This is a genomic window from Streptomyces caniscabiei, from assembly GCF_014930365.1.
Taxonomy (GTDB): domain Bacteria; phylum Actinomycetota; class Actinomycetes; order Streptomycetales; family Streptomycetaceae; genus Streptomyces; species Streptomyces caniscabiei.
Genome location: NZ_JABXWI010000037.1, coordinates 15,988 through 37,340 on the forward strand (window position 1 = coordinate 15,988; position 21,353 = coordinate 37,340).

21 protein-coding genes and 1 pseudogene are annotated in these 21,353 nt (G+C 70.6%); 12 read left to right on the plus strand and 10 right to left on the minus strand.

The genetic code is table 11. The features are described 5' to 3' along the window. Positions 1-3: 3 nt before the first annotated feature. Together HW837_RS46970 and HW837_RS46975 are read left to right on the plus strand one after the other, a co-directional pair. A pseudogene (locus HW837_RS46970) lies at positions 4-171 on the plus strand (helix-turn-helix domain-containing protein); the annotation flags it as partial. A gap of 470 nt (positions 172-641) precedes the next feature. Then, positions 642-1,229 (plus strand): TetR/AcrR family transcriptional regulator, encoded by a 588-nt coding sequence (locus HW837_RS46975; protein ID WP_045563283.1) that lies wholly within the window; start codon positions 642-644, stop codon positions 1,227-1,229. Positions 1,230-1,277: 48 nt separating this feature from the next. On the opposite strand, the gene HW837_RS46980 is transcribed toward HW837_RS46975, so the two are convergent. The 4 genes from HW837_RS46980 to HW837_RS46995 form a co-directional block, all read right to left on the minus strand. Further along, positions 1,278-2,111: an ABC transporter ATP-binding protein gene (locus HW837_RS46980; protein WP_045563284.1), complete on the minus strand. Its 834-nt coding sequence runs from the start codon at positions 2,109-2,111 to the stop codon at positions 1,278-1,280. A 13-nt stretch (positions 2,112-2,124) separates the two neighbouring features. Then, on the minus strand, positions 2,125-2,910 hold the full coding sequence (locus HW837_RS46985) for an ABC transporter permease (protein ID WP_193382151.1): 786 nt from the start codon (positions 2,908-2,910) through the stop codon (positions 2,125-2,127). Then, positions 2,907-3,680 (minus strand): ABC transporter permease, encoded by a 774-nt coding sequence (locus HW837_RS46990; protein ID WP_045563306.1) that lies wholly within the window; start codon positions 3,678-3,680, stop codon positions 2,907-2,909. The genes HW837_RS46985 and HW837_RS46990 overlap by 4 nt, the downstream gene beginning before the upstream one ends. A gap of 89 nt (positions 3,681-3,769) precedes the next feature. Then, a complete protein-coding gene (locus HW837_RS46995) occupies positions 3,770-4,744 on the minus strand; it encodes an ABC transporter substrate-binding protein (protein WP_093792460.1) in 975 nt (324 codons plus the stop codon). Between the two features lie 469 nt (positions 4,745-5,213). Between HW837_RS46995 and HW837_RS47000 the strand changes: the two genes are divergently transcribed. Next, positions 5,214-6,296 carry an alpha/beta hydrolase gene (locus HW837_RS47000; RefSeq protein WP_093792458.1) on the plus strand — a complete coding sequence of 361 codons (1,083 nt, stop codon included), beginning with the start codon at positions 5,214-5,216 and terminating at the stop codon, positions 6,294-6,296. Between the two features lie 59 nt (positions 6,297-6,355). Here HW837_RS47000 and HW837_RS47005 read toward each other — a convergent pair whose 3' ends face one another. Beyond that, entirely contained in the window at positions 6,356-7,009 is a 654-nt protein-coding gene (locus HW837_RS47005; protein WP_196790432.1) for a TetR/AcrR family transcriptional regulator, read from the minus strand. A 200-nt stretch (positions 7,010-7,209) separates the two neighbouring features. Here HW837_RS47005 and HW837_RS47010 point away from each other — a divergent pair, with 200 nt between their 5' ends. Genes HW837_RS47010 through HW837_RS47020 form a run of 3 tightly spaced genes read left to right on the plus strand, consistent with a single transcriptional unit; the run spans position 7,210 to position 10,815 of the window. Next, positions 7,210-8,013: an SDR family NAD(P)-dependent oxidoreductase gene (locus tag HW837_RS47010; protein ID WP_045563287.1), complete on the plus strand. Its 804-nt coding sequence runs from the start codon at positions 7,210-7,212 to the stop codon at positions 8,011-8,013. A 45-nt stretch (positions 8,014-8,058) separates the two neighbouring features. Then, positions 8,059-9,180: a DUF5938 domain-containing protein gene (locus tag HW837_RS47015; protein WP_193382150.1), complete on the plus strand. Its 1,122-nt coding sequence runs from the start codon at positions 8,059-8,061 to the stop codon at positions 9,178-9,180. 57 nt (positions 9,181-9,237) lie between these two features. Further along, entirely contained in the window at positions 9,238-10,815 is a 1,578-nt protein-coding gene (locus HW837_RS47020) for an acyl-CoA synthetase (RefSeq protein WP_093792454.1), read from the plus strand. A 112-nt stretch (positions 10,816-10,927) separates the two neighbouring features. Here the strand turns inward: HW837_RS47020 and HW837_RS47025 are convergent, their stop codons facing one another. Together HW837_RS47025 and HW837_RS47030 are read right to left on the minus strand one after the other, a co-directional pair. Then, positions 10,928-11,797, minus strand: a complete 870-nt coding sequence (locus HW837_RS47025; protein ID WP_193382149.1) for an alpha/beta fold hydrolase — start codon at positions 11,795-11,797, stop codon at positions 10,928-10,930. A gap of 4 nt (positions 11,798-11,801) precedes the next feature. Further along, positions 11,802-12,419, minus strand: a complete 618-nt coding sequence (locus HW837_RS47030; RefSeq protein WP_193382148.1) for a dihydrofolate reductase family protein — start codon at positions 12,417-12,419, stop codon at positions 11,802-11,804. Between the two features lie 736 nt (positions 12,420-13,155). Here HW837_RS47030 and HW837_RS47035 point away from each other — a divergent pair. The 6 genes from HW837_RS47035 to HW837_RS47060 all read left to right on the plus strand — a co-directional run bounded on the left by HW837_RS47035 (position 13,156) and on the right by HW837_RS47060 (position 17,924). Further along, a complete protein-coding gene (locus HW837_RS47035) occupies positions 13,156-13,773 on the plus strand; it encodes a DUF1707 SHOCT-like domain-containing protein (RefSeq protein ID WP_045563292.1) in 618 nt (205 codons plus the stop codon). 165 nt (positions 13,774-13,938) lie between these two features. Continuing rightward, complete coding sequence (locus tag HW837_RS47040) at positions 13,939-14,331, plus strand: VOC family protein (RefSeq protein ID WP_045563293.1); 393 nt, start codon at positions 13,939-13,941, stop codon at positions 14,329-14,331. A gap of 638 nt (positions 14,332-14,969) precedes the next feature. Next, a complete protein-coding gene (locus HW837_RS47045) occupies positions 14,970-15,752 on the plus strand; it encodes a phosphotransferase enzyme family protein (RefSeq protein WP_045563295.1) in 783 nt (260 codons plus the stop codon). A gap of 115 nt (positions 15,753-15,867) precedes the next feature. Next, positions 15,868-16,245, plus strand: coding sequence for a DUF4259 domain-containing protein (locus HW837_RS47050; protein ID WP_193382147.1), 378 nt, complete (start codon positions 15,868-15,870; stop codon positions 16,243-16,245). After that, complete coding sequence (locus HW837_RS47055) at positions 16,245-16,763, plus strand: NUDIX domain-containing protein (RefSeq protein WP_045563297.1); 519 nt, start codon at positions 16,245-16,247, stop codon at positions 16,761-16,763. Before HW837_RS47050 ends, HW837_RS47055 begins: the two co-directional genes overlap by 1 nt. A gap of 231 nt (positions 16,764-16,994) precedes the next feature. Next, positions 16,995-17,924, plus strand: a complete 930-nt coding sequence (locus HW837_RS47060) for an alpha/beta hydrolase fold domain-containing protein (RefSeq protein ID WP_052683197.1) — start codon at positions 16,995-16,997, stop codon at positions 17,922-17,924. Between the two features lie 44 nt (positions 17,925-17,968). Here HW837_RS47060 and HW837_RS47065 read toward each other — a convergent pair whose 3' ends face one another. The 3 genes from HW837_RS47065 to HW837_RS47075 all read right to left on the minus strand — a co-directional run bounded on the left by HW837_RS47065 (position 17,969) and on the right by HW837_RS47075 (position 21,255). Beyond that, a complete protein-coding gene (locus HW837_RS47065; protein ID WP_313895677.1) occupies positions 17,969-18,988 on the minus strand; it encodes an AI-2E family transporter in 1,020 nt (339 codons plus the stop codon). Positions 18,989-19,270: 282 nt separating this feature from the next. After that, complete coding sequence (locus HW837_RS47070; RefSeq protein ID WP_045563298.1) at positions 19,271-19,927, minus strand: response regulator; 657 nt, start codon at positions 19,925-19,927, stop codon at positions 19,271-19,273. Beyond that, entirely contained in the window at positions 19,924-21,255 is a 1,332-nt protein-coding gene (locus HW837_RS47075) for a sensor histidine kinase (protein ID WP_193382145.1), read from the minus strand. Before HW837_RS47075 ends, HW837_RS47070 begins: the two co-directional genes overlap by 4 nt. Positions 21,256-21,353: the final 98 nt, after the last annotated feature.

Consider the following 21,353-nt stretch of genomic DNA (forward strand, 5'->3'; position numbering starts at 1 on the left):
AGCCTGCGCCGCAGCGAGGTCGTCGCGCTGGCCGACGTCAGCGTCGAGTACTACGCCAAGCTGGAACGCGGCAACCTCGCCGGAGTCTCCCCGGGCGTCCTCGACGCCGTCGCCCGCTCTCTCCGGCTCGACGACGCCGAACGGACCCACCTGCTGCACCTGGCGAAGGCCCACCACCGAGCGTCAACCCGCCAACCTCGCCCGGTACGCGTTTTGGGATCCCGCGTCGTTCCCACGCCGACCCCCGGGAGTCACCAGCCCTTCGGATCGTCCGGCCCCCGTGGTGCCCACACGCCCCCGGGCGCGGCAGAAAGCTGACCGCTCGCCGACCATTTCGCCACGTGCGCCCGCGCGTCTTAGGTCCATGTACTGAATGCGAATGGGGCCAGGGTCGGGTTCCGGACCGGCACCGCGCCGCTATCGTTGGCGCTCCGCAACGATCACCTGCGTGCCGCTCCAGACCGTCGCGGCCTGCCCGACGCGTTCCCGTGAGGTGCCGCCGGTCGCGCCCAGGTGTCGTGGACGCACCCGAGGAGAGCCATGCCCAGCAGCGGCTGCACCTACATCCGCGAGGCCGACGAGCTGGAGGACGGGGTCCCCCGGCGGTTCGAGACCGAGGGCGTCGCCCGCTCCGGTGAGCGATGACGGGGACGCCGGACGACGTCACGGCGGAGCGGGCCGATGCCGCTCGCAACCGCGCACGGCTGCTGGAGGCGGCCGCTTCCCTGGTGGCCGAGCTGGGAGCCGAGCATGTGACCATGCACGAGGTCGCGCGGGAGGCCGGGGTCGGAAAGGGCACGCTCTTTCGCCGGTTCGGCGACCGCACCGGGCTGCTGCTGGCCCTGCTGGACGACGCCGAGGCGGAGTTCCATGAGGCGTACACCTGTGGTCCCCCGCCGCTGGGACCGGGAGCACCGCCGAGAGACCGCCTGACGGCGTTCGGCTGCGCCCTGCTCGCGCGCACGGCCGACGACGCGGACCTGGGTGCGGCGCTGGCACGCCAGGTCCCCCTCGAACGGCGCCACGCCTCGCTCGTCGGCCGGGCCTTCCATCGGCACGTCGCGTCTCTCCTGCGGGAAGCGGGAGTCGAGGGCGATCACGACATGCTCGCCCACACCATGCTCGCCCTGACGAACTTCGAGACGGTGGACTATCTGCGCGAGAAGAACGAGGTCACCACCGCGCGCCTCCAGGCCACCTGGGTGGACCTGGTACGGCGGGTGACCTGAGCCGACGCACGACGGAACCGCGGCCGCGCATCGTGACCGGGACGCCACCTACGACTCGCTCTTCTGCAGGGCGAGGTCGTCGCTGCGGTCGGTGGTCCGGGGGACGGTGTCGCCGCTGTGGTGCTTGGCGCGCTGGATCTGTTCGTAGACGTGGGCGCGCAGTTCGGCGAAGCGGGGGCTGGAGCGGGTGTGCAACTGGTCGCGCTCGTCGGGGAGGTCGATGGTCAGGTCCTCCTGCACCACCGTCGGCGACTTCGACAGGATGATGGTGCGCTGCCCGAGGTAGACGGCTTCGTCGATGTCGTGGGTGACGAACAGGACGGTGACCCCCAGCTCGTGCCACAACCGCCGGATGAGGTCCTCCAGTTCGGCGCGGGTCTGCGCGTCGACCGCGGCGAACGGCTCGTCCATCAGCAGCACCTTCGGTTCGAAGGCGACGGCGCGGGCGATGGCGACGCGCTGCTGCATGCCGCCGGAGAGCTGCCACGGGTAGGCCTGGTGGGCGTCGGCGAGCCCGACCACGTCGAGGGCGTGGTCGACCAGTTCCCTCTCGCGGGCCTTGCCGAGTTTCTTGCGGCGCAGGGGCAGGGCGACGTTGTCGCGGACGTTCATCCAGGCGAACAGGGAGCGGCCGTACTCCTGGAAGACCACGGCCATGTCGGCCGGGGGCCCGCTGACCGGGCGGCCGTCCAGGCTCACTTCGCCGCTCGTCGGGGTGAGCAGTCCCGCCATGCACTTCAGCAGGGTGGTCTTGCCGCACCCCGACGGGCCCACCAGACAGACGAGTTCGCCGGCGCCGATGTGAAAGGTCAGGTTCCGCAGTGCTTCGACGTTGCGGTTGCGGCCGGTGTAGATCTTCTGCAGGTTGCGTACGTCGAGCATCGACGTCTCCTTGTCAGGGGTTGCGCTGGGCCCGGCGCAGGCCGTGGTACCAGGCGAGGACCCGGTTCTCGGCGATGCGGAACAGCAGGGAGAGGACGAATCCGAGCAGGCCGAGCAGCAGGACTCCGCTCCACATCTCGGGGATGGCGAAGGAACGCTGGAACTGCACGATGGTGAAGCCGAGTCCGTTGCTGGCGGCGAACATCTCGCTGATCACCATGAGGATGATCGCGATCGACAGCGCCTGGCGCATACCGGTGACGATCTGCGGGCTGGCCGAGCGCAGCACCAGGTGCCACAGCCGGGAGGGGCCGGTGATGCCGTAGGAGCGGCAGGTGTCGCCGAGGACCTCATCGACCGCTCGGACGCCTTCGACGGTGTTGAGCAGGATCGGCCACATGCAGCCGCTGACGACGACGAGCACCTTCATGGTGTCGCCGATGCCCGCGAACAGCATGATGACGGGGACGAGCACCGGGGGCGGGATCGCTCGGAAGAGCTCCAGGACGGGCTCCAGGACGTCGCGCACGCCCCGGTGCAGGCCGACCAGCAGGCCGAGTCCGACGCCGGCGGCCACGGCGAGGACGTAGCCGACGAGCAGCCGGACCAGGCTGGGCACGACGTCCGACAGCAGTCGTTCGCCGGTCCACACGTCCCCGAATCTGCCGAGGATCGTGGAGAGCGGGGGGACGTAGAAGTCGGTGCTGCCGGCGGTGGCGAACCACCAGACCGCGAACAGGACCGCGGGCAGTCCCAGGACCAGCCCGGCCCGCCGGGCCAGTGTGAGGACGGTCGTCATCGTCCCTCCCTGCGCATCGACTGGTGCCAGTGCAGTGCCCGTCGCTCGACCGCCCGGGCCACCAGGTTGACCGCGACTCCGAGGATCCCGGTGACCAGGACCAGGGCGTAGACCCTCGGCACGGCGCCGGACGTCTGTGCGACCGCCAGCTCCTTGCCCAGGCCCGGAGCGCCGATCACGAGTTCGGCGGTGATCGTCAGGACCAGGGCCACGGTGGCGGCCAGCCGCACGCCGGTCATCACGTACGGCAGCGCGGTGGGCCACAGGACGTACCGCACCCGCCCCCAGGTGCCGATGCGGTAGCTGCGGGCGGTGTCCTCGGCGACCGGGTCGACGTCCTGGGTGCCGGCCAGCACCTGGACGAGGACCTGCCAGAAGGAGGCGTACACCACCAGCAGCAGCTTGGACTCCAGGTCGGTGCCGTAGAGCAGCACCGCCACGGGGATCAGGGCCACGGACGGGATCGGCCGCAGGAACTCGATGGTGGAGGCGGTCACCGCCCGCAGCGCCGGGACCGAGCCGATCACGACACCGGCGACCACCCCGGCCACCACGGCGATGGCCAGGCCGAGGCCCCAGCCGGTGAGGGTGTCGCCGAGCGCGGTCCAGAACACGTCCTCGCCGAGCAGCTGCCACAGGGCCCGGCCCATCTCGGAGGCGGGCGGCAGGTAGTCGGCGGAGACGAGGCCGGTGTGCGGCAGCACCTCCAGCAGGACGACCAGCCCGGCCAGGCCCGCCAGTCCGCGCAACGGGGTGCCCGCCGAGTCCATCGCGCGCCGGACGCGGCCGTCACCCGGCCCGCCGGGACCGGTGGAGGTCCCGGCGTGCTTCGTCAGAACGGGAGTGCTCCCGGTGGCGCTCATGAGAACAGGGCGTCCAGGTCGGGCTTCTTGCCGCCGAAGAGGCCGTCCTGCTCGCCGAGTTCGGCCAGCTTCCGCAGGGAGGCCATGTCGTACCCGGCCGGCCAGGTCGGCAGCGTCAGGTCCTTCAGCACCCCACTGTCGATCTTGGTGTAGCCGGTGATCGTCCGACGTGCCTCGTCGGGGTGGTCGGAGGCGTACTTCAGGGACTCGGTCACCGCCTCGGTGAACTTCTTGACCAGGTCGGGGTTGTCCTGGGCCAGCTTGGTGGAGGCGAAGTACGTCGCGATGGTGAGGTTCGGGTCGGTCTCGGCGAACGGTGACGCGATGACGCGGGCGCCCTGCCCCTTGGCTATGGTCAGCGCCGGCTCGCCCATCCAGGCGGCGTCGACCTGGCCGCCGTCGAGCGCGGCCGGCATCTGGTCGAACGGCATCTCGACGAACTTGACCTTCGAGGGGTCGCCGCCGCCCTTGCGCACCACCTCACGGACCGTGGTGTCGCCGATGTTCTGCAGGGTGTTGACCGCCACCGTCCTGCCGGCGAGCTCCGCCGCGGACTTGATCGGGCTGTCCTTCTTGACGGCGACCCCGCTGATGTCCTTGGCGGTGTCTCCGGTGGAGGAGGCGCCGTTCACCACGGACTTGATCGGTACGCCCTTGGTCTGGGCGATCATGAGCGAGGTGACGTTGCTGAACCCGAACTGGAACTGACCGCTGACCACCCCGGGGATGATGGCGGCGCCGCCCTGGGCGGCTTCCATCGTCAGGTCGATGCCCCGCTTGCTGAAGAATCCCTTCTCCTTCCCCAGGTAGAGCGGTGCCACGTCGACGATCGGGATGATCCCGACCTTGACCTCGGTGGTCTTGCCACCGTCGGACGACGAGGCTCCGGTCGTGGACGACGACGATCCACATCCGGCCGCGGCCGCGACCGTCAACACCGCTACAGCAAGCCCTAGAACGCGCCTTCGCATAGGGGCCCTCCTGACAGAAAAAGTGGAGTGTTCGCACTGCGCACAAATCTGCGTGTGCCGAACAAGGCAAGCGGAGGTTATGTCTCCAGGTGGGGTGCGTCAATAGGCGCGCTCGAGCAACTCGCACCGCCCCGCGAGGGCCCTGCCGGACGGAGAGCCCTCCCCCCACCGCCGGGGCCCGGCGTCCGAGACCTACCCAACTCACGCAGGTACATCCACCACGCGATCGAGCGCCAGGGCACGCACCGGCAGGCCCTCGGCGCGACGGAGGCATGACTGATCGACACTCGCCCCCTACAAGGCGAGGCGCACGGGCGACAGCTAGTGGACAATAATTCACCAAGCGAACATCCTGGCCGGAGCCGGCCGCATCGGAGCCGTCGTCGGCCCCTGGCCGTGGACGCCTGGGCGCTGCCCCGCTCGACCGCTTTTCGCTCACTCCCGCCCGCACCCGCAGAGGAGAGACACGATGCACACACGAACGCAGTCGGGATGGTCGCGCGGAAGGCGCGTTCCGCTGACCGTGGCGGTGGCCGCCACGGCGGGGGCCGCCGTCACCCTCGTCACCACGGCGAGGGCCGCGACCTCGCCCCCCGGAGCGGGGAAGAAGGCGACTCCCGAGGTGCAGATCACCAAGGACCTCGCCTACGCGCCGGCCCAGCCCGCCGGCACCGAGGGCCATCTGCTCGACCTGTACGTACCGAAGTCCAGGAAGCCCGTCCCGCTGGTGATCTCGACCCGCGGCTCCGCCTGGCTGGCGGACAACGGACGCCGGGACGCCGACAAGGTGGCCGCCCACCTCAACCCGGCCGGCTACGCCGTGGCCGGCGTGTCCATCCGCTCCACCTCACAGGCCCGCTTCCCGGCCCAGCTGCACGACGTCAAGGCCGCCATCCGCTGGCTGCGGGCCAACGCCGAGAGGTACAACCTCGACCCCGGGCGCGTCGCGATCATGGGCGACTCCTCGGGCGGCTGGGCCTCCGCGATGGCCGCCGTCACCACCGGCGACCCCGCGACGGAGGGCGACGTCGGCGTCAGCGGCCCCTCCAGCGCCGTACAGGCGGCGATCCCCTTCTACCCGCCGACCGACTTCCGCCAGATGGACGCCCACATGCCGGGCAACTGCGAGGAGTTCAACGCGATCATGGGGACCACCGGGTGCCACAACGACCCGCGCTCCCCCGAGTCACGACTGGTCGGTCGCACCGTCCCGGACTGCACCGAGGAGCAGATCGCCCCCACCGACCCGCTCACCTACGTCGGCAGGCGCCCCGTCCCGCCGACGCTGATCTTCCACGGTGAGCCGGACGCCCTCGTCCCCTACCACCAGGGCCGTCTGCTGTTCGAGGAGCTGGCGGACAAGGGGCACGACACCGGCATGTACTCCTTCCCGAAGGCGGCTCACGGCACGCTCTTCGAGATGCTCAGCGACGACGCGGTCCGCGAAGGCGCCTACAAGGAGACCGCGCGGAACGGCCGGACCACACCCGCCCGCCCGACCACCCCCACCTGGAACACCGTCATCGCCTTCCTTGACCGGCATCTGCGGTAGGACCGGAAAGGCCGTAGGACCCGCAAGGACCACATCGAGAACGAAGGCGGCGGCTGCGCTCAGGCAGCTGCGACCAGGTGATCCAGGAGCTGGGCCACGCTCGCCTCCAGGTCGGACGGGGCGCTCTCGCGGCCGCTCAGGTGCCTCAGCAGCGCCTGTTGGAACAGCCCGTCGAAGAGCGCGTAGGCGACGGGGGACGAGACGGCGGCGGGCGCACCGGCCAGGTCCGCGTACTGGCTGACGATGCGCCAGATCATGCGTTCCAGGCTCTGGTCGATGTCGAGGACGTCGTCACGGAACGACTCCTCGAACAGGCTCTGGTTGCGCAGGTCGTACCAGAGCCGGTGCAGGGCCGCGTCGTCACGCAGGGTCCCGGACATCGCCTCGGCGAAGCCCTTCCTGAGCGCCTGGGCCGAGTCGGCGGTGGCGACGATCCCGTCGTAGCGGGTGACGCACTCCGCCTTGTACTGCCGCACGCAGTAGGTGATCAGCTCGACCTTGTCGCGGAAGTAGTAGTGCAGGACGCCGTGCGAGAACTCGGAGTTCTGCGCGATCTCGCGGAGGCTCGTACGGGCGTAGCCCAGCTCGGACAGGGTCCGTAGCGCGGACGCGGCCAGCTGGGCCCGGCGCTCGGCGAACTTGTCGACCTGCCGCCGGGAGATCCGGTCCGCGTTCTTGCCGTCCCTGCCGTCCTTGCGCACGGTCTGCGTCACAGCTGCATTCCCGTCAACCTCTCCACCGGCCCCGCCCCGCGCGGGCTCCGCCCCCACGTTATCGCGGCCGGGACGCTCCCGCACCGATTCCCTTGACACTCGTCCAGTAAAACCTTGACGAGCGTCCAAGAAACTCTTGACGAGTGTCCAGAAATGGCCGACGCTGACGCCACTCAGCCATCTCGACGAGGAGAGGTTCCATGAGCGTGTACGACCTGACGGGACGCAAGGCGCTGGTGACGGGCGGGGCTCGCGGACTGGGCGCGGGGATGGCGGAGGCACTGGCCCGTGCCGGGGCCGCCGTCGTCATCGGCGACATCCAGGAGGAGGCGGGCAAGGCGACCGCCGACGCGCTGCGGGAGTCCGGCGCGCACGCCGGGTTCGTCTCCCTCGACGTCACCGAGGACGCGAGCTGGGAGTCAGCGGTCGCGCAGACGGTCGACGAACTGGGCGGCCTGGACATCGTCGTCAACAACGCCGGGATCGAGATCTCCGGACTGGTCGTCGACCTCGACCCGTCCGACGTCCGCCGGATGCTCGACGTGAACATCCTGGGCACGGCACTCGGCATCAAGCACGCGTTCCGCGCGATGCGCCCGGGCGGTCCGGCAGGCGGGGGCGGCGCGGTCGTCAACATCGCGTCGGTCGCGGCGACCATCGCCTTCCCCGGCATCGCGGGCTACTCCGCGACGAAGTCGGCGGTGGACCGGCTGACCCGGGTGGCCGCGCTGGAGTCGGGCAAGCTCGGCTACGGCGTGCGCGTGAACTGCGTGTACCCCGGTCTGGTCCCGACCGAGATGGGCGCCCGCCTGGCGGCGGACATGGAGACGCTGGGGCTCTTCCCCAGCGCGGAGGCGGCGGTCGGCGGCGTGATCGGGCTGACGCCGCTCGGCCGGCTCGGCGAGGTCACCGACATGGCCGACGCCGTGGTCTTCCTCGCCTCCGACGGTGCCCGCTTCATCACCGGGGCCGGCCTGCCGGTCGACGGCGGCATGGGCATGTGACGGCCCCGCCCACCCCTCCCTCCCCTAACGAAAGGCCGACCGATCATGAGCAACAGCAAGCCCGTCGTCGTCTACGGGGCCTCCGGCTACACCGGCCGCCTGGTCTGCGAGTACCTCCGCGAGTACAACATCCCCTTCGTCGCCGCCGGCCGTGACAAGGCCCGTATCCAGGAAGTCCTCGACAAGGTCCCCGGCATCGACACCGTGGACCACGAGGTGGTCGAGGTCGAGCACGCGGTCGGACCGCTGACCGAGCTCTTCCGCGGCGCCAAGGTGGTCAGCAACATGGTCGGCCCGTTCATCAAGTACGGGCCGGAGGTCGTGGAGGCAGCCCTCGCCGCCGGCTGCCACTACCTCGACACCACGGGCGAGCAGGACTGGGCCCTCGACGCCCAGGCGCGGTGGGGCGACGCGTACGCCGAGAAGGGCCTGCTGCTGTCTCCCGGCATCGCGCAGATGTACACCACCGGCGAGATCGCGGCCAACATCTGTCTGGAGACCCCCGGCCTGGACACCCTCGACGTGCTGGTGCTGTGGAAGGGCTTCCCCACCTACGCGTCGACCCAGACGATCTTCACCATCCTCAAGGCCGACTGGCACTACCTGGAGGAGAACCAGTACCGCAGGTGGGACCCGCTCACGGCCGTCGACGTCGCCGTCCCCGGACAGCACGAGACGGCACTCGCCCTGCCGTGGGGCGGCACCCTCCACCCCGTGTGGTTCAAGAACGACCCCAGGGTGGCGACGTGCAAGGTGCTCGGCGGGGTCATGGACCGCGGCGTCATGCAGGGCGTGGTGGAGACGGTCAAGATGGTCGAGTCGCAGATCAAGACCCTCCCCGCCGAGCAGCAGGACGCCGCCCTGGCCGAGGTGGCCGCCTCGGTGCAGGCCGGCATGCCGCCCCGCGAGAACCCGCGCGTCAACACCTCCATCGACTCCGTCCACGCCTCGGGGCCGCTGGGGCGCGCCCACTGCGTGATCCACGGCCACAGCAACTACAAGCAGACCGGACTGCTCCAGGCGTACGCCGCGTACTGCCTGCTCCAGCAGCCGCCCCGGCGCGTCGGTGCGGCCTCCGCGTGCCAGGCGTTCGGCCACCGTGAACTGCTCGGCGCGCTCAAGGCGTTCGGGCTCGTCCTGGACCCGGTCCTCACCGTCCACAAGTGACTTCTCGACGACCGCCGGACCACTTCCCGAGAACCATGGAGGAACGAGGATGACGCCGTGCGTCTGACCGACTGTCTCGACAAGGGCGCGTCCCTGGGACCCGACGCCCCCTGCCTCACCACGGGGGACCACACGCTCACCTACGGCGAGGTGCAGGGCCTGTCCCGGCGGGTGGCCCGGGCGTTGGGCCGGTCGGGCGTGCGGCCCGGGGACAAGGTGGCGGTGCTGTCCGCCAACGATCCCACCGCCTTCTCCTGCGTGTTCGGCATCTCCCGGGCGGGCGCGGTGTGGTGCCCGGTGAACCCGCGCAACGAGGCCGCCGAGAACCGCGAGTTGCTCGACCTCTTCGACTGCGTGTGCCTGATCTTCCAGGAGTCGTACGCCCCCTTGGTCGCGCAGATCCTTCCCGAGCTGCCGAAACTGACCACGCTCGTCTGCCTCGACGGCTCCCCGTCCTTCGCGACCCCGCTGGAGACCTGGCTGGACGGCGTCCCGGCCACCCCGGAGCGGGCGGACCCCGTCGGTCCCGTCGCGCCGGTCGACGACACCGTCATGCTCGTCGGCACGGGCGGCACCACGGGCCGCCCCAAGGGCGTGATGCTGACCGGCCGGAACATCGAGACCATGTCGGCCCTGACGCTGATGAGTTACCCGTTCGGCCCGTCGGGCGACCGGCCGGTCTATCTGGCGCTCGCGCCGCTGACGCACGCCGCCGGGGTGCTGTGCTTCCCCGTGATGACGCTGGGCGGCGAGATCGTCATCATGCCGACGCCGGACCTCACCGAGTTCCTCGCGCTGGTCGAGCGACACCGGGTCACGCACACCTTCCTGCCGCCCACGCTCATCTACATGCTCCTCGGGCACGCCGACCTGCCCTCCACGGACCTGACCTCCCTGCGCTGCCTGTGGTACGGCGCCGCCCCCATGTCGGCGGCCCGGCTGAGGGAGGCCATCGAGCGGATCGGCCCGGTGATGGGGCAGCTCTTCGGCCAGTCCGAGGCGCCCATGATGATCTCGACCATGGCGCCGGAGGACCACTTCCACGCCGACGGCTCGCTCGCCGTCGAGCGGTTCGCCTCCGCCGGACGCCCGTCTCCCCTGGTGACGGTGGCCGTCATGGACGGCGACGGCCGACTGCTGCCGCCCGGCGAGCGCGGTGAGATCGTGGTGCGCGGCTCCCTGGTGATGGCGGGGTACCACAAGAACCCCTCGGCCACCGAGGAGGCGTTCCGGCACGGATGGCACCACACCGGGGACGTCGGCTATCTCGACGCCGACAACTATCTGTTCATCGTGGACCGCGCCAAGGACATGATCATCAGCGGCGGGTTCAACGTCTACTCCGCGGAGGTCGAACAGGCGCTGATGGAGCACCCCGCCGTCCAGGACTGCGCGGTGGTCGGCATGCCCGACGACAAGTGGGGCGAGCGGGTGACCGCCGTCGTCCAGCTCCACACCGGGGGGAGCGCCACCCGTGTCACCGCTTCGGGCATCCGTGACTTCGTCAGGTCCCGGATCGGGGGCGTCAAGGCCCCCAAACAGGTCGAGGTGTGGCCCGACCTGCCCCGCTCCAAGGTGGGCAAGGTCCTCAAGAACGAAGTCAGGGCCCACCTCCTCGGTAACACGCGCGAATGAAACCGCCGGCACGACATCGGCCCGGGCGGGGCTGGCGCAATCACTCCGTACGAGAGCGCCCTCACCTGAACTCACGCCGCGGATCGTGCTCCTGCCTGTGGGGCCGTCCGGTTCATCGGGGTCCTGTCGCCTCCGGCCGCTGGGCGAGTGAGAGCATCGCGGCGGTCACCTCGTCGATCGCCGCAGCGGGGAGCGCGGTGGCGGCCTCCTCGAGGACGAGCAGTCGTGCGCCGGGGATCTCGCGGGCGATCGCCTCGCCGTCACCGACGGGGAAGAACCGGTCGCGACGGCCGTGGACGACGAGCGTGGGGACCGTGATCTCGGGCAGCCGCTCACGCCAGCGAGGTGCGCAGTCGAGGCGGGAGAACTCCATGCCCATCTGGTTGGCCATCTGGACCGGGGGTGCGGTGCCGGGCGTGCGGTCCCAGACGCGGGCGGCGGTCTCCCGCGCGGTGACGGGGTCGTCGCCGAGGATCTCCGCACCGCCGGCGGTGAACTCCGCGACCGCCTCGCGGTCGGTCCAGTCGGGCAGCGGCCGCGTGAACAGCCGGCTCATCGCCGCTTGGTCGTGGTCGGGGAGGTCGTCGTCGGGCGGGCCGGGGGCGACCGCGCGCGTGCCGACCAGGGTGAGCGCCGAGAACGCGCCGGGATGGTCGAGGACGGCCACCTGGGCGACCATCCCGCCGACGCTGATCCCCGCCAGGTGCGCGGGGCCACCGCCGAGCGCGTCGACAAGGGCCGCCGCGTCGGCGGCCAGGTCGCGCAGGGTGTAGGCGGGCGCCTCCGGATCCCTCGTCGTCGACTGCCCGCTGTCGCGCAGGTCGTAGCGCACCACGCGACGGCCGCCGGCGGCGAGGCCTTCGCACAGCGCGTCGGGCCAGGAGAGCATCGTCGTCCCGCCGACGAGCAGGACGAGCGGTGCGTCGTCGTCGCCGAACGACTCGACGCCGAGGGTGATCTCACGGATGTGGAGGGTGGTCATCGGATCACCGCTCGACGTCGTAGGTCAGGTGCGTGGCCGTCGATGTCGCGAGCACGCTCCGCCGCACCAGCGTGCGTGGCGTCCCGCCGGTGAACAGGGGTGTCCCGGAGCCCAGCACGACGGGCGCGAGGTGCAGGGTCAGCGCGTCGACCAGTCCGGCCTCCAGCGCCGAGCCGACCGTGGCGCCGCCGCCCATGAGCACGACGTCGAGGTCCTTGCCACGGTCCGACGACGCCGCCTCGGCCCGCTCGCGCGCGGCGGTGACCGCGTCGGGCAGACCGGTGGTGACGAACGTCCAGTCGAGGCCGCTCGTCCGGACCGACGCCGGTGGCGTGCTGGTCACGACGACGAAAGCGGGCCTGCCGACCTCGCCCGCGCCGTAGCCGACGGTGTCGTCCCAGCCCTTCGGCCCGTCGACCACGTCGAAGAGGTGACGGCCGAGGACGACGGCGCCCGAGCGGGCGGTCGCCTCGCGCAGGAGGCGGCGGTCGTCGGGGTCGTCGGAGAAAGCCCAGGTGTGCAGGGCCTCGCCGCCGGTGCCGAGGCCGGTGTCCGGCCCGGGGTCGGGCCCGGTGACGTAGCCGTCGAGAGAGACCGAGATGTCAGCGATGATGCGAGTCATACAGGGTAGACCCGGCCGGCCGCCCGAACTCATCGCTCACGTGTGACCGGACGCACGGGGACGAGCCCCCACAGCCACCCGGGGGTCCGTGGCTCGGCCGGCCGTCGCCACCCTGGGGCCGGCGTGCCGAAGTGGCAAGTTTCGAATCCCGGGAAGTCCTGCCCACCGAGCCCGGCGCCCTCGCCGGCTCCGAGGCCCTCGCCGACGTGAAGAAGCGCCAGCGGGCACGCGCTCGTCGTGCTCCTGCATACAGCGACAGCGGTCTGCCCCGCCGCCGTCATCGTGCTCCACGAACGACGTATGACCTGTGCCGGAGCCTTCGATGGCCGAGGGCGCACATCGTTCCCGGCCATCGAAGCCTCCGCCCGCCCCCGATCAGTGCGGGCCTGGTGGGCGTATCTGATGCTCGGACCGCTCGCGCTCCGCATAGGCGGTGATCCGGGCCCGGCACCATCCTCCAGGCCACCTCGGCCGGCGCCATCTGGTGCGACTACGGGGAACCGGCCGGACACTGCTGCATTCCCGGCCGGTCCACCCCCGGCCGCGCCGCCATCGGCTCCATCGACTTGCGCCTCCAGCCGGCCCCGGGCCTCGCTGAACTCCTACGGGGTCATGGCCCTCACCTCCGTGAGGCCGACACGCCATTCCCCATCCAGGACAACCAAGCCCTACTGGGCAGTGATGGAGATGTGCAGTCCCAACCCGCTCGGTCCGCTGGCCGCCTATCCTTGTGGCCATGCCTACCCAGACTCCGGAGCCCTCTCCGCGCCCCGCTTTACCAGGAGAGATCCGCGCCTCTCACGACGACCGGGAAGCGGTCGTGGAGCAGCTGCGCGATGCGGCAGCCGAAGGACGAATCGATCTCGATGAGCTGGATTCGCGCCTGGAGCAGGCGCTGAAGTCGAAGACCTACGCCGAGTTGGCCGTCGTGACCGCCGACTTGCCGAGGCTGAATTCCCCGGAGAACCAGCCGCCGCTGGTGCTCAAGGGCGGCATATATGGCGCGTCTCGAGGCCCCGGGCGCTGGGAGGTTCCCGGGCACGTGATCGCGCGCGGAGGCGTGGGGGGTGTGAAGGTCGACTTCACCCGGGTTGAGTGCCGCCTCACGGAGGTCGCAGTGGAGGCGTACGGGGAGACATCCGGAGTCACGATCATCATCCCCGACGGCTGGGCCGCAGACACCAGCGGCATGGATCCCGGTGCCGGCGGCCTGACGGACATGACCACTCCCGACCGGCTCCCGGGAACTCCGCTGATCCGGCTCACTGGGTCCGGCGGCATGGCGGGAGTAGTCATCCGCCACCCCGACCGCCGGGAACGGCGCAAGCTGCACAGCAACCCGACGCAGGGTTAGGGCGCCGACGACGGGGCAACGGCCACGGGATCGGCGGTAGATCTCGGCGACTCCCGGCAGTGAACCGCACCTGACGGCACCCCCGTGAGTGCGTACGGCCATCGAGGAGACCCCGCTCAGCCCTGCCACGCGGATCCGCGCGCCGAAACCGGGCAACAGCACCGTATGAAGCATCAGCCGCGTTTCACATTGGCCGCGACCACCCTCGACGCCCCGGACGCCGACGAACTCGCGCGGTTCTACCAGGGACTGCTCGGGTGGCCGAGGCGGAAGGACGAAGCGGACTGGATCGAGATCGCGCCGCCGGACGGGGGCGCCGGGTTGTCCTTCCAGACAGAGCCGCTCTTCAGGCGCCCGCAGTGGCCTTCCACCGGGTCCGCCCAGCAGATGATGCTGCATCTCGACATCGAGGTGGACGACCTGTCATCAGCCGCCGCCCGTGCCCTGTCCCTGGGAGCGACCATGGCGGACTTCCAGCCCCAGGACGACGTACGCGTGCTGCTCGACCCGGCGGGCCACCCCTTCTGCCTTTTCGTACGCACCGACTCGAGCACCTGACACGGGAGCCGCGCGGCACCGCCGGCAACGACCTGTCGTGCGGTGCGCCCCTGTCCCTGACGGAATCCCGAGTCGGTGGCGTCCGGAAGGACACATGTGATGACCTGTGACCTGACGGAACAATCCGGACGTCGTGACGATCGACATCGAGTATCGCCGGGAGGAGGCCACCACCCGGCAGTCCGGTACCGAGGCCGCGGAGGACTTCATCGATGCCCGCGCCACGTTCCTGCGCGACCACTCCGTGTGCTTCGAGAAGGTGCCGAGCATCGGTGATGCGACCATGGAGACGTCTGGCACGCAGCCTGGCTGTCGCTGCCGTCGAGAAACTGAAGGAAGCGTGATCGGGGAGAGCGCGCATCAGGGCGTGAGCGGGAAGCCACAGACCGCGGACCCGGGACCAGAGGCCGACCGCGCGGACTCCGCGGTGAGGACAGCGCGCACATCCCGGCCCGAGCCCAGGCTCGGCGGGTCCCCGTCCTCGGGGAAGTCCCCGAGCTCGGGCGGAAGCCTCATGATGAACACATCCCAGCTCACCCGCCCAACGTTGAGCTTGTTCTTCAACCTCCCTCCGTCCCTACTCTCACGGTCCCCCTTAATGGGGTGATCATGACGAGCTGATCCGACACACTGGTTCGATGCGGCACGATGATGAACAGCCTTTGTCCGGTGGCAACGTCAGTGAGGGTGTCGTTCGCGTCGGGGACACCGTTCGCCGTCCGGCCGGACCATGGACTCCGGCCGTGCACGCCCTGCTTGCCCACCTGCACGAGGCGGGCTTCGGCGCGGCGCCTCGTCCGCTCGGCATTGACGATCAGGGGCGTGAGGTCCTGACCTTCATGGCGGGAGATGTGGTCTGGCCCGAGCGGTTCTCGCTGATGGAACCCGCTCGTCAACTGGCTCGTGTGGCACGGCTGATCCGGGACTTCCACGACGCCGTGCAGGACTTCACGCCGCCCTCCGATGCGCGGTGGCAGACGCTGATCCCCGCAGAGGGCGGTGACATCATCGCCCACAACGACTTGGCCCCCTGGAACCTCGTGGTCGCGGACGAGGCGCGGTGGGCCCTCATCGACTGGGACGGTGCGGGTCCCGGCTCGCGCCTGTGGGATGTCGCGTACGCCATGCACGGATTCATCCCGCTGTCCGCGCATCCGGACTGGCAGAGCCCGGACGCGGCGGGCCGACTGCGAGTCTTCGCCGACGCCTACGGTCTGGCTGAGTCCGAACGCCGCCGGTTGGTCCCCCTACTGGGGCGCCGTACGCGTTCCATGCACGACTTCCTGCGCGACCAGGCAGCCCAAGGAACCCTGCCCTGGGCGAGGCTGTGGGCTGAAGGCCATGGCGACGCCTGGCGAAACGACGCCGAGTACATCGAGCAACGCGAAGACCAGTGGTTGCGGGCGCTGCTGGCCGGCTGAGGCATGTCCACGTCGTTCAGTGCGTCCCAGCCGCCGCACCTCTGTGCGCTTGCCCGGTTGTCAATGCGCGCTGATACAACTCTCGCGCACCGACCCGAAGAGCAGAGGAGGCCACGTGGGCGACTGGGGCACCGGCAATTTCGAGAACGACACGGCCGCAGACCATCTGTCGGTCCTGACGGACCGGCTCATCACCGAGGTGGTGGACGCGATGGCCGGCGACCCGGTTGGGATCGAACCCGACGAGTACTGGGGAGTGGCGGTGCCGGCCAACCTGGAGCTGCTGAGCCTCCTGGCGCGGCAGGGCTACGTGGGGGCGTCGCTGCCCGAGGCCGACGTGGTCGAGGAGTGGAAGAGGACGTACATGGCGGTGTGGGAGGACTACATCGATGAGTTGGAGGTCTCGGCGGGTTACAGGGAAGAGCGCCGCGCAGTCCTCATCCGTACTTTCGACGAGCTCGCCGAGCTCAGGAAGAAGGAGGACTCTGCCTGATGTCTGCGCCGAACGGACGCTCACCCGGCGCCGATGAACTCGTGGAACGCGTCGACGCTCAGGACCGTGTGGTGGGGGTGGTCGGCCGGTGGGAGGCCGTCGGGGAGGGCTGGCTTCATCGAGTTGCTTCGGTGGTGTGCCGTGATGGACAAGGCCGCTTTCTCGTCCATCGGCGTGCCGAGCAGCTGTCCCGTTTCCCGGGGCATCACGAACTCGGGGTCGGGGGCGCCGTAGGAGTCGGCGAGTCCTATGAGGAGGCAGCCGCACGCGAGCTCAGCGAGGAGCTGGGGTCGTCGGCAACGGTGCGCCTGCGGTGCAAGTTCCTCAACCGGGGCGGGCTCAGCCCTCACTGGCTCGGGGTGTGCGATGCCGTGCTTTCGGAGGTCGTCGCCCCCGATCCGGGTGAGGTGGCCTGGTACGGGTGGCTGACCGAGTCCGAACTGCGGCGGGCTCTGCGGCAGTGGACGTTCACTCCCGATAGCCAGGAGATTTTCGGTCGCTATCTCGCTTGTCTTTGACCGAGGGCAACGGCGCGCCTGTCCTTTCGGAGGATGCGGCCCCCTACTCCGGTACCGGTCGGCCCGGCCCTTTTCACTTCCTCGGTGCCATGCTCCTCCCGTACCGGATCACTAGCCTGGACATGCGCCACAGGGCACCTCGGGCGGGTCCGGCAGGAGCAGGGTGTCGCGTCGTGTGGCCGCCCCTCGAAGCGGCGAGCCCGGCGCGCCCTCCCACCGAACGGAGCTGTCATGTCCCTCCTGGCCCGGCCCGCGCTGGCCTCCCCCGCCGCCAAAGTGATGCAGCGTCTGAATGCCCTGCTGGCGGACCGCCATGTCGCGTCCTCCCTCCACAAGCGTTATCCGGAGTACCCCAGGAACACCCGTGAGCTGACCGTTCCGACCTCCGTCGCCCCGGCCCGCGCGGTCGTGTACGTCCCCGACCGTCCCGCCGACGCACCCCTGCCGCCGGTCCATGTGAACTTCCACGGCGGCGGCTTCGTCCTGCCGCCCGTCGAGCTGGACGATCCGCTGTGCCGTTTCCTCGCGGCCGAAGCGGGTGTGGTGGTGGTCAACGTGGACTACGTCGTCGCGCCGCAGCACCCGTTTCCCGCGCCGCCCCTCCAGGCGTACGAGGTGGTCGAGTGGGTGGCCGGGCACGGCGCCGAACACGGCTGGGACGGCGGCCTCCTCACCGTGGGCGGCCAGAGTGCCGGCGGGGCCCTCGCGGCGGCGGTGGCCCGTCAGGCGCTGGAGAAGCGAGGTCCCTCCATCGCTCTGCAGATCCTGCACTATCCCCCGCTGGACCTCGTCACCGATGCCCGCGACAAGCGCTCGGTCATCGCCAAGCCGTTGCTGAGGCCGTGGATGGCGGACATCTTCGACACCTCCTACGTGCCGGACCCGGCCATGCGCGGCGATCGTCTGGTCTCCCCCGCCCACCCCTCCGACACGGCCGACCTGACCGGTATCGCCCCTGCCCTCGTCATCACGCCGGAGCACGACCTCCTCCATGCCGAGGGCCTGCGCTACGCCGAGCGGCTGCGCGCCGCCGGAGCGCTTCGCGACCGGCGTGACGTGCCGGGCGCCGACCACGGCTACGACCAGAACGACGCCGAGACGGCCAGAGACGTCTACGGCCTGATGGCCCAGCACCTGCGTCGAGCCGTTCGCCCCGACTGATCGCGTGACGCCCGCCCCGGAATCGACGAGCGGGGCGGCCGGCGTCAGCTGTCGTGTCGCAACGGTGCGCCCGTGCCCTCGTACCGGCCCCGCAGTTCCGACATGACACCGAACACGGCCGCGGTCATGGGCACGGACAGGAGCATGCCGAGGACGCCGGCGACCGAGGCGCCGGCGGTGATCGCCAGCAGGATCACCGCGGGGTGCATCTGCAGTGTGCGGCTCTGGATCATCGGCTGGAGCACGTTGCCTTCGAGGAGCTGCACCACGAAGACGATGGCGAGGACCCACAGCGCTGTCCCGAGGCCACCGTCGGCGAAGGCGACCAGGACCGCGACCGTGCCGGACAGGAGCGCGCCCAGGTACGGGATGTAGGCGCCGATGAAGACCAGTGCCCCGAGGCCCACCGCGCCCGGTACGTCCAGGACGAGCAGGCCCACGGTGATGCACACGGCGTCGATGAAGGCGACGATCGTGGTGCCGCGCATGAAGCCCTCGATCGCCCGGAAGGCGCGGCGGGCCATGACTTCCAACGTCCCACCGGAGCCGCGCGGGGCGAGCGAGTGGAGCGCGGCGACGGCCCGGTCGGAGTCGCGCAGGAAGAAGAACATGAGCAGGATCGCGAGCGTTCCGGTCGCGGCCATCTCGACGATCACGCTCACACCGCTCAGCAAGCCGGACACGGCGGTGCCGCCGAACTTCGACAGCAGGCCCTTCGCGTTCGCGGCGAGATCGTCGAGGGAGGCCCCCGCCGGTTCGAACCTCTCCTCGATCGACGCGGCCGCGTCGCGCAGCGAGGAGATGATCTGGTCGCCCGTGTCGATGAGGGCGGTGACCACGATGTACGCCGCCCCGCCCATGACCACGACCACGGCGGCGCAGGTCAGCCCGGCGGCCAGCGACTTGTTGATCCTCATCGCGACGAGCCGGCGGTAGAGCGGCCCGAGCAGCGCCGCGCCGAGCAGGGCGAACAGAACCGGCGTCACGACGGTCTCGAACGTGACGCAGAACCACACCACCACGGAGACGACTCCACTGACGAGGAGTATCAGCGCGCTCCCCACGGCCACGCGGCGGGCGATCCCGGAGAGCGCGTCGTGCCGGGGATCAGCGCCGGACCGGTCGCTCCGCCCCGGTCGGTCGGCCGGCGTGCCCGTGGTCCTGAGCACCGGACGCGTCCGGTGTGTCGGCCCGCGCCGTCGGCTCTTTCCCGGGCCGGGACGGACTCCGTCATGTGCTTCGATGCGCGTGCTCATGTGCTCGTCTCCGCTCGCGGGTGGCCGCCGCCGGCGACCACCGCCCGTGTGTGGCTCGGTGGCTGAGTGACCGTGTACCGCTCCGGCTGCTCAGGCCGGCCGTACGAGCCCCACGTCGTAGGCGAAGATGACCGCCTGGACCCGGTCCCGCGCACCGATCTTGGCGAGGATGCGGCTGACGTGGGACTTGACGGTGGTCTCGGCCAGATGCAGGCGTTCGGCGACCTCGGCGTTGCTGCAACCGCCGGCGACCGCGGTGAGCACCTCGATCTCGCGTTCGGTGAGGACCTCCAGTTGTCGCGTCTGCTCGGGGCTGTGGCCGGGCAGGCGCGTGGTGAAGGCGTCGATGAGTTTGCGGGTCAGGCCCGGTGAGATGACGGCGTCCCCGGCCGCCACCGCCCGGATTCCGGCGAGGAGTTCCTCGGGCAGGGCGTCCTTGAGGAGGAAGCCGCTGGCTCCGGCGCGCAGGGCGTCGTAGGCGTACTCGTCGAGGTCGAAGGTGGTCATGACCAGCACGCGGGAGCGGCCACCGGAGGTGACGATGCGTCGGGTCGCCTCGATGCCGTCCATGCCGGGCATGCGGACGTCCATCAGGACGACGTCCGGGTGGAGTTCGGCCGTCATGCGGACCGCTTCGGCGCCGTGCGTGGACTCGCCGACGACGGTCAGGTCGGGGTGCTGTTCCATGAGCATGCTGAAGCCGAGGCGTTGCAGGGCCTGGTCGTCGACGATGAGGACTGTGGTCATGCCGGGTTTCTCTCCGTGGGCGTGAGCGCGTGGGTGGGGGTCGGGGTGGGTGGGGCGAGGTGCAGTTCCGCTCGGACGCTCCAGCCGCCCCGGGAGTTCGGGCCGGCGGTCACGGTCCCCTGGTAGAGCGAGACGCGTTCGCGCATGCCGAGGAGGCCCTGTCCCCCGTCGTCGCGGGGGTGTCGGCGCGGGGCGCGGGGCGGGCCGCTGTCCTCGACGGCGACGCGTACGACGTGCGAGGTCGCCACGACAGCCACGTCGATCGTCGTGGCGAGCACCGCGTGCTTGAGGGTGTTGGTCAGTGCTTCCTGGACGATGCGGTACACGGTGAGCTGAAGTCCTGCAGGGAGTCCGGCGAGAGTTCCCTCGGTGCGCAGGGTCACGGTGGGGCCGGCGGTCCGGATCCGTTCCAGGAGGGCATCGAGGTCGGTCAGGCCGGGCTGTGGCGCCAGGGGGGTCTCGCGGGAGGCGGTGACGGTGTCGCGGAGGGTGCCGAGGAGCCGGCGGAGGTCCGCGAGGGCGCCGCGCCCGCTGTCGGCGATGATCCGCAGTGTCTCGGCGCCTCGCCGGGGCGCGGTCTCGGCCAACCCGGCCGCGCCGTCGGCGAGACCGACGACGACGGCGAGGGTGTGGCCGAGGATGTCGTGCATCTCCCGCGAGATACGGGTGCGTTCCGCCGCCTCCGCGAGCCGGGCCCGCTGGTCCCGTTCCACCTCCAGCCGGACCGCCCGGTCCCGCAGTGCGGTGATGTACAGCCGTGCCACCCGGCCGCCCAGGCCCAGTCCTGCCATCGCGATCATGCTGAGCGTCAGCATGACGGCCAGGGCCAGGGCGGTGGTGATGCGCGCGAGCTGCACGTCGGAGGAGAAGGCGAGGACGGTGATCAGCGTCTGGGGCACGGCGATCGACACGGCCCAGGCCAGCGCGCGGGGGGTCGCGAAGCGGGCCAGGTTGTAGAGCATGATCAGCTGGGCGAGGAAGTGTGCGTGCGTGAGTACCCCGCACGCGGCCTCCGCCACGGAGAAGCCCGTGACGAGGGCGAACACCGGCACCGGACGGCTCTGGCGCCACAGCAGGGGGACGGTGATTCCGGCCAGCAGGAGCAGCGGGACGGGGAGTGCGGGTCCGGAGGCGCTGTGATCCAGCAGGGGTTGGAGGCCGAGCGCGGCGCACAGGAGGGGTACCCCCCACCTCCTGATGCGGGGATGCGCCTGGTCCGCCCGCCCCACCGAGGTCAGCAGGGTCAGGAGCCGTACGACGGTGCGGTCCTCCGAACTGCCCAGCAGGGTACCGGGGTCGATGGGGTGGGCCTTCGATGCTGAGGTCACGGCGGGTGTCTCCGAGGTACCTGCGGACCGTCCGTCGGCCCCACGGGGGTGAGGGCCGACGGACGGCGTCCGGAGCGGCGGCTCGCGCTGCGTGGGAT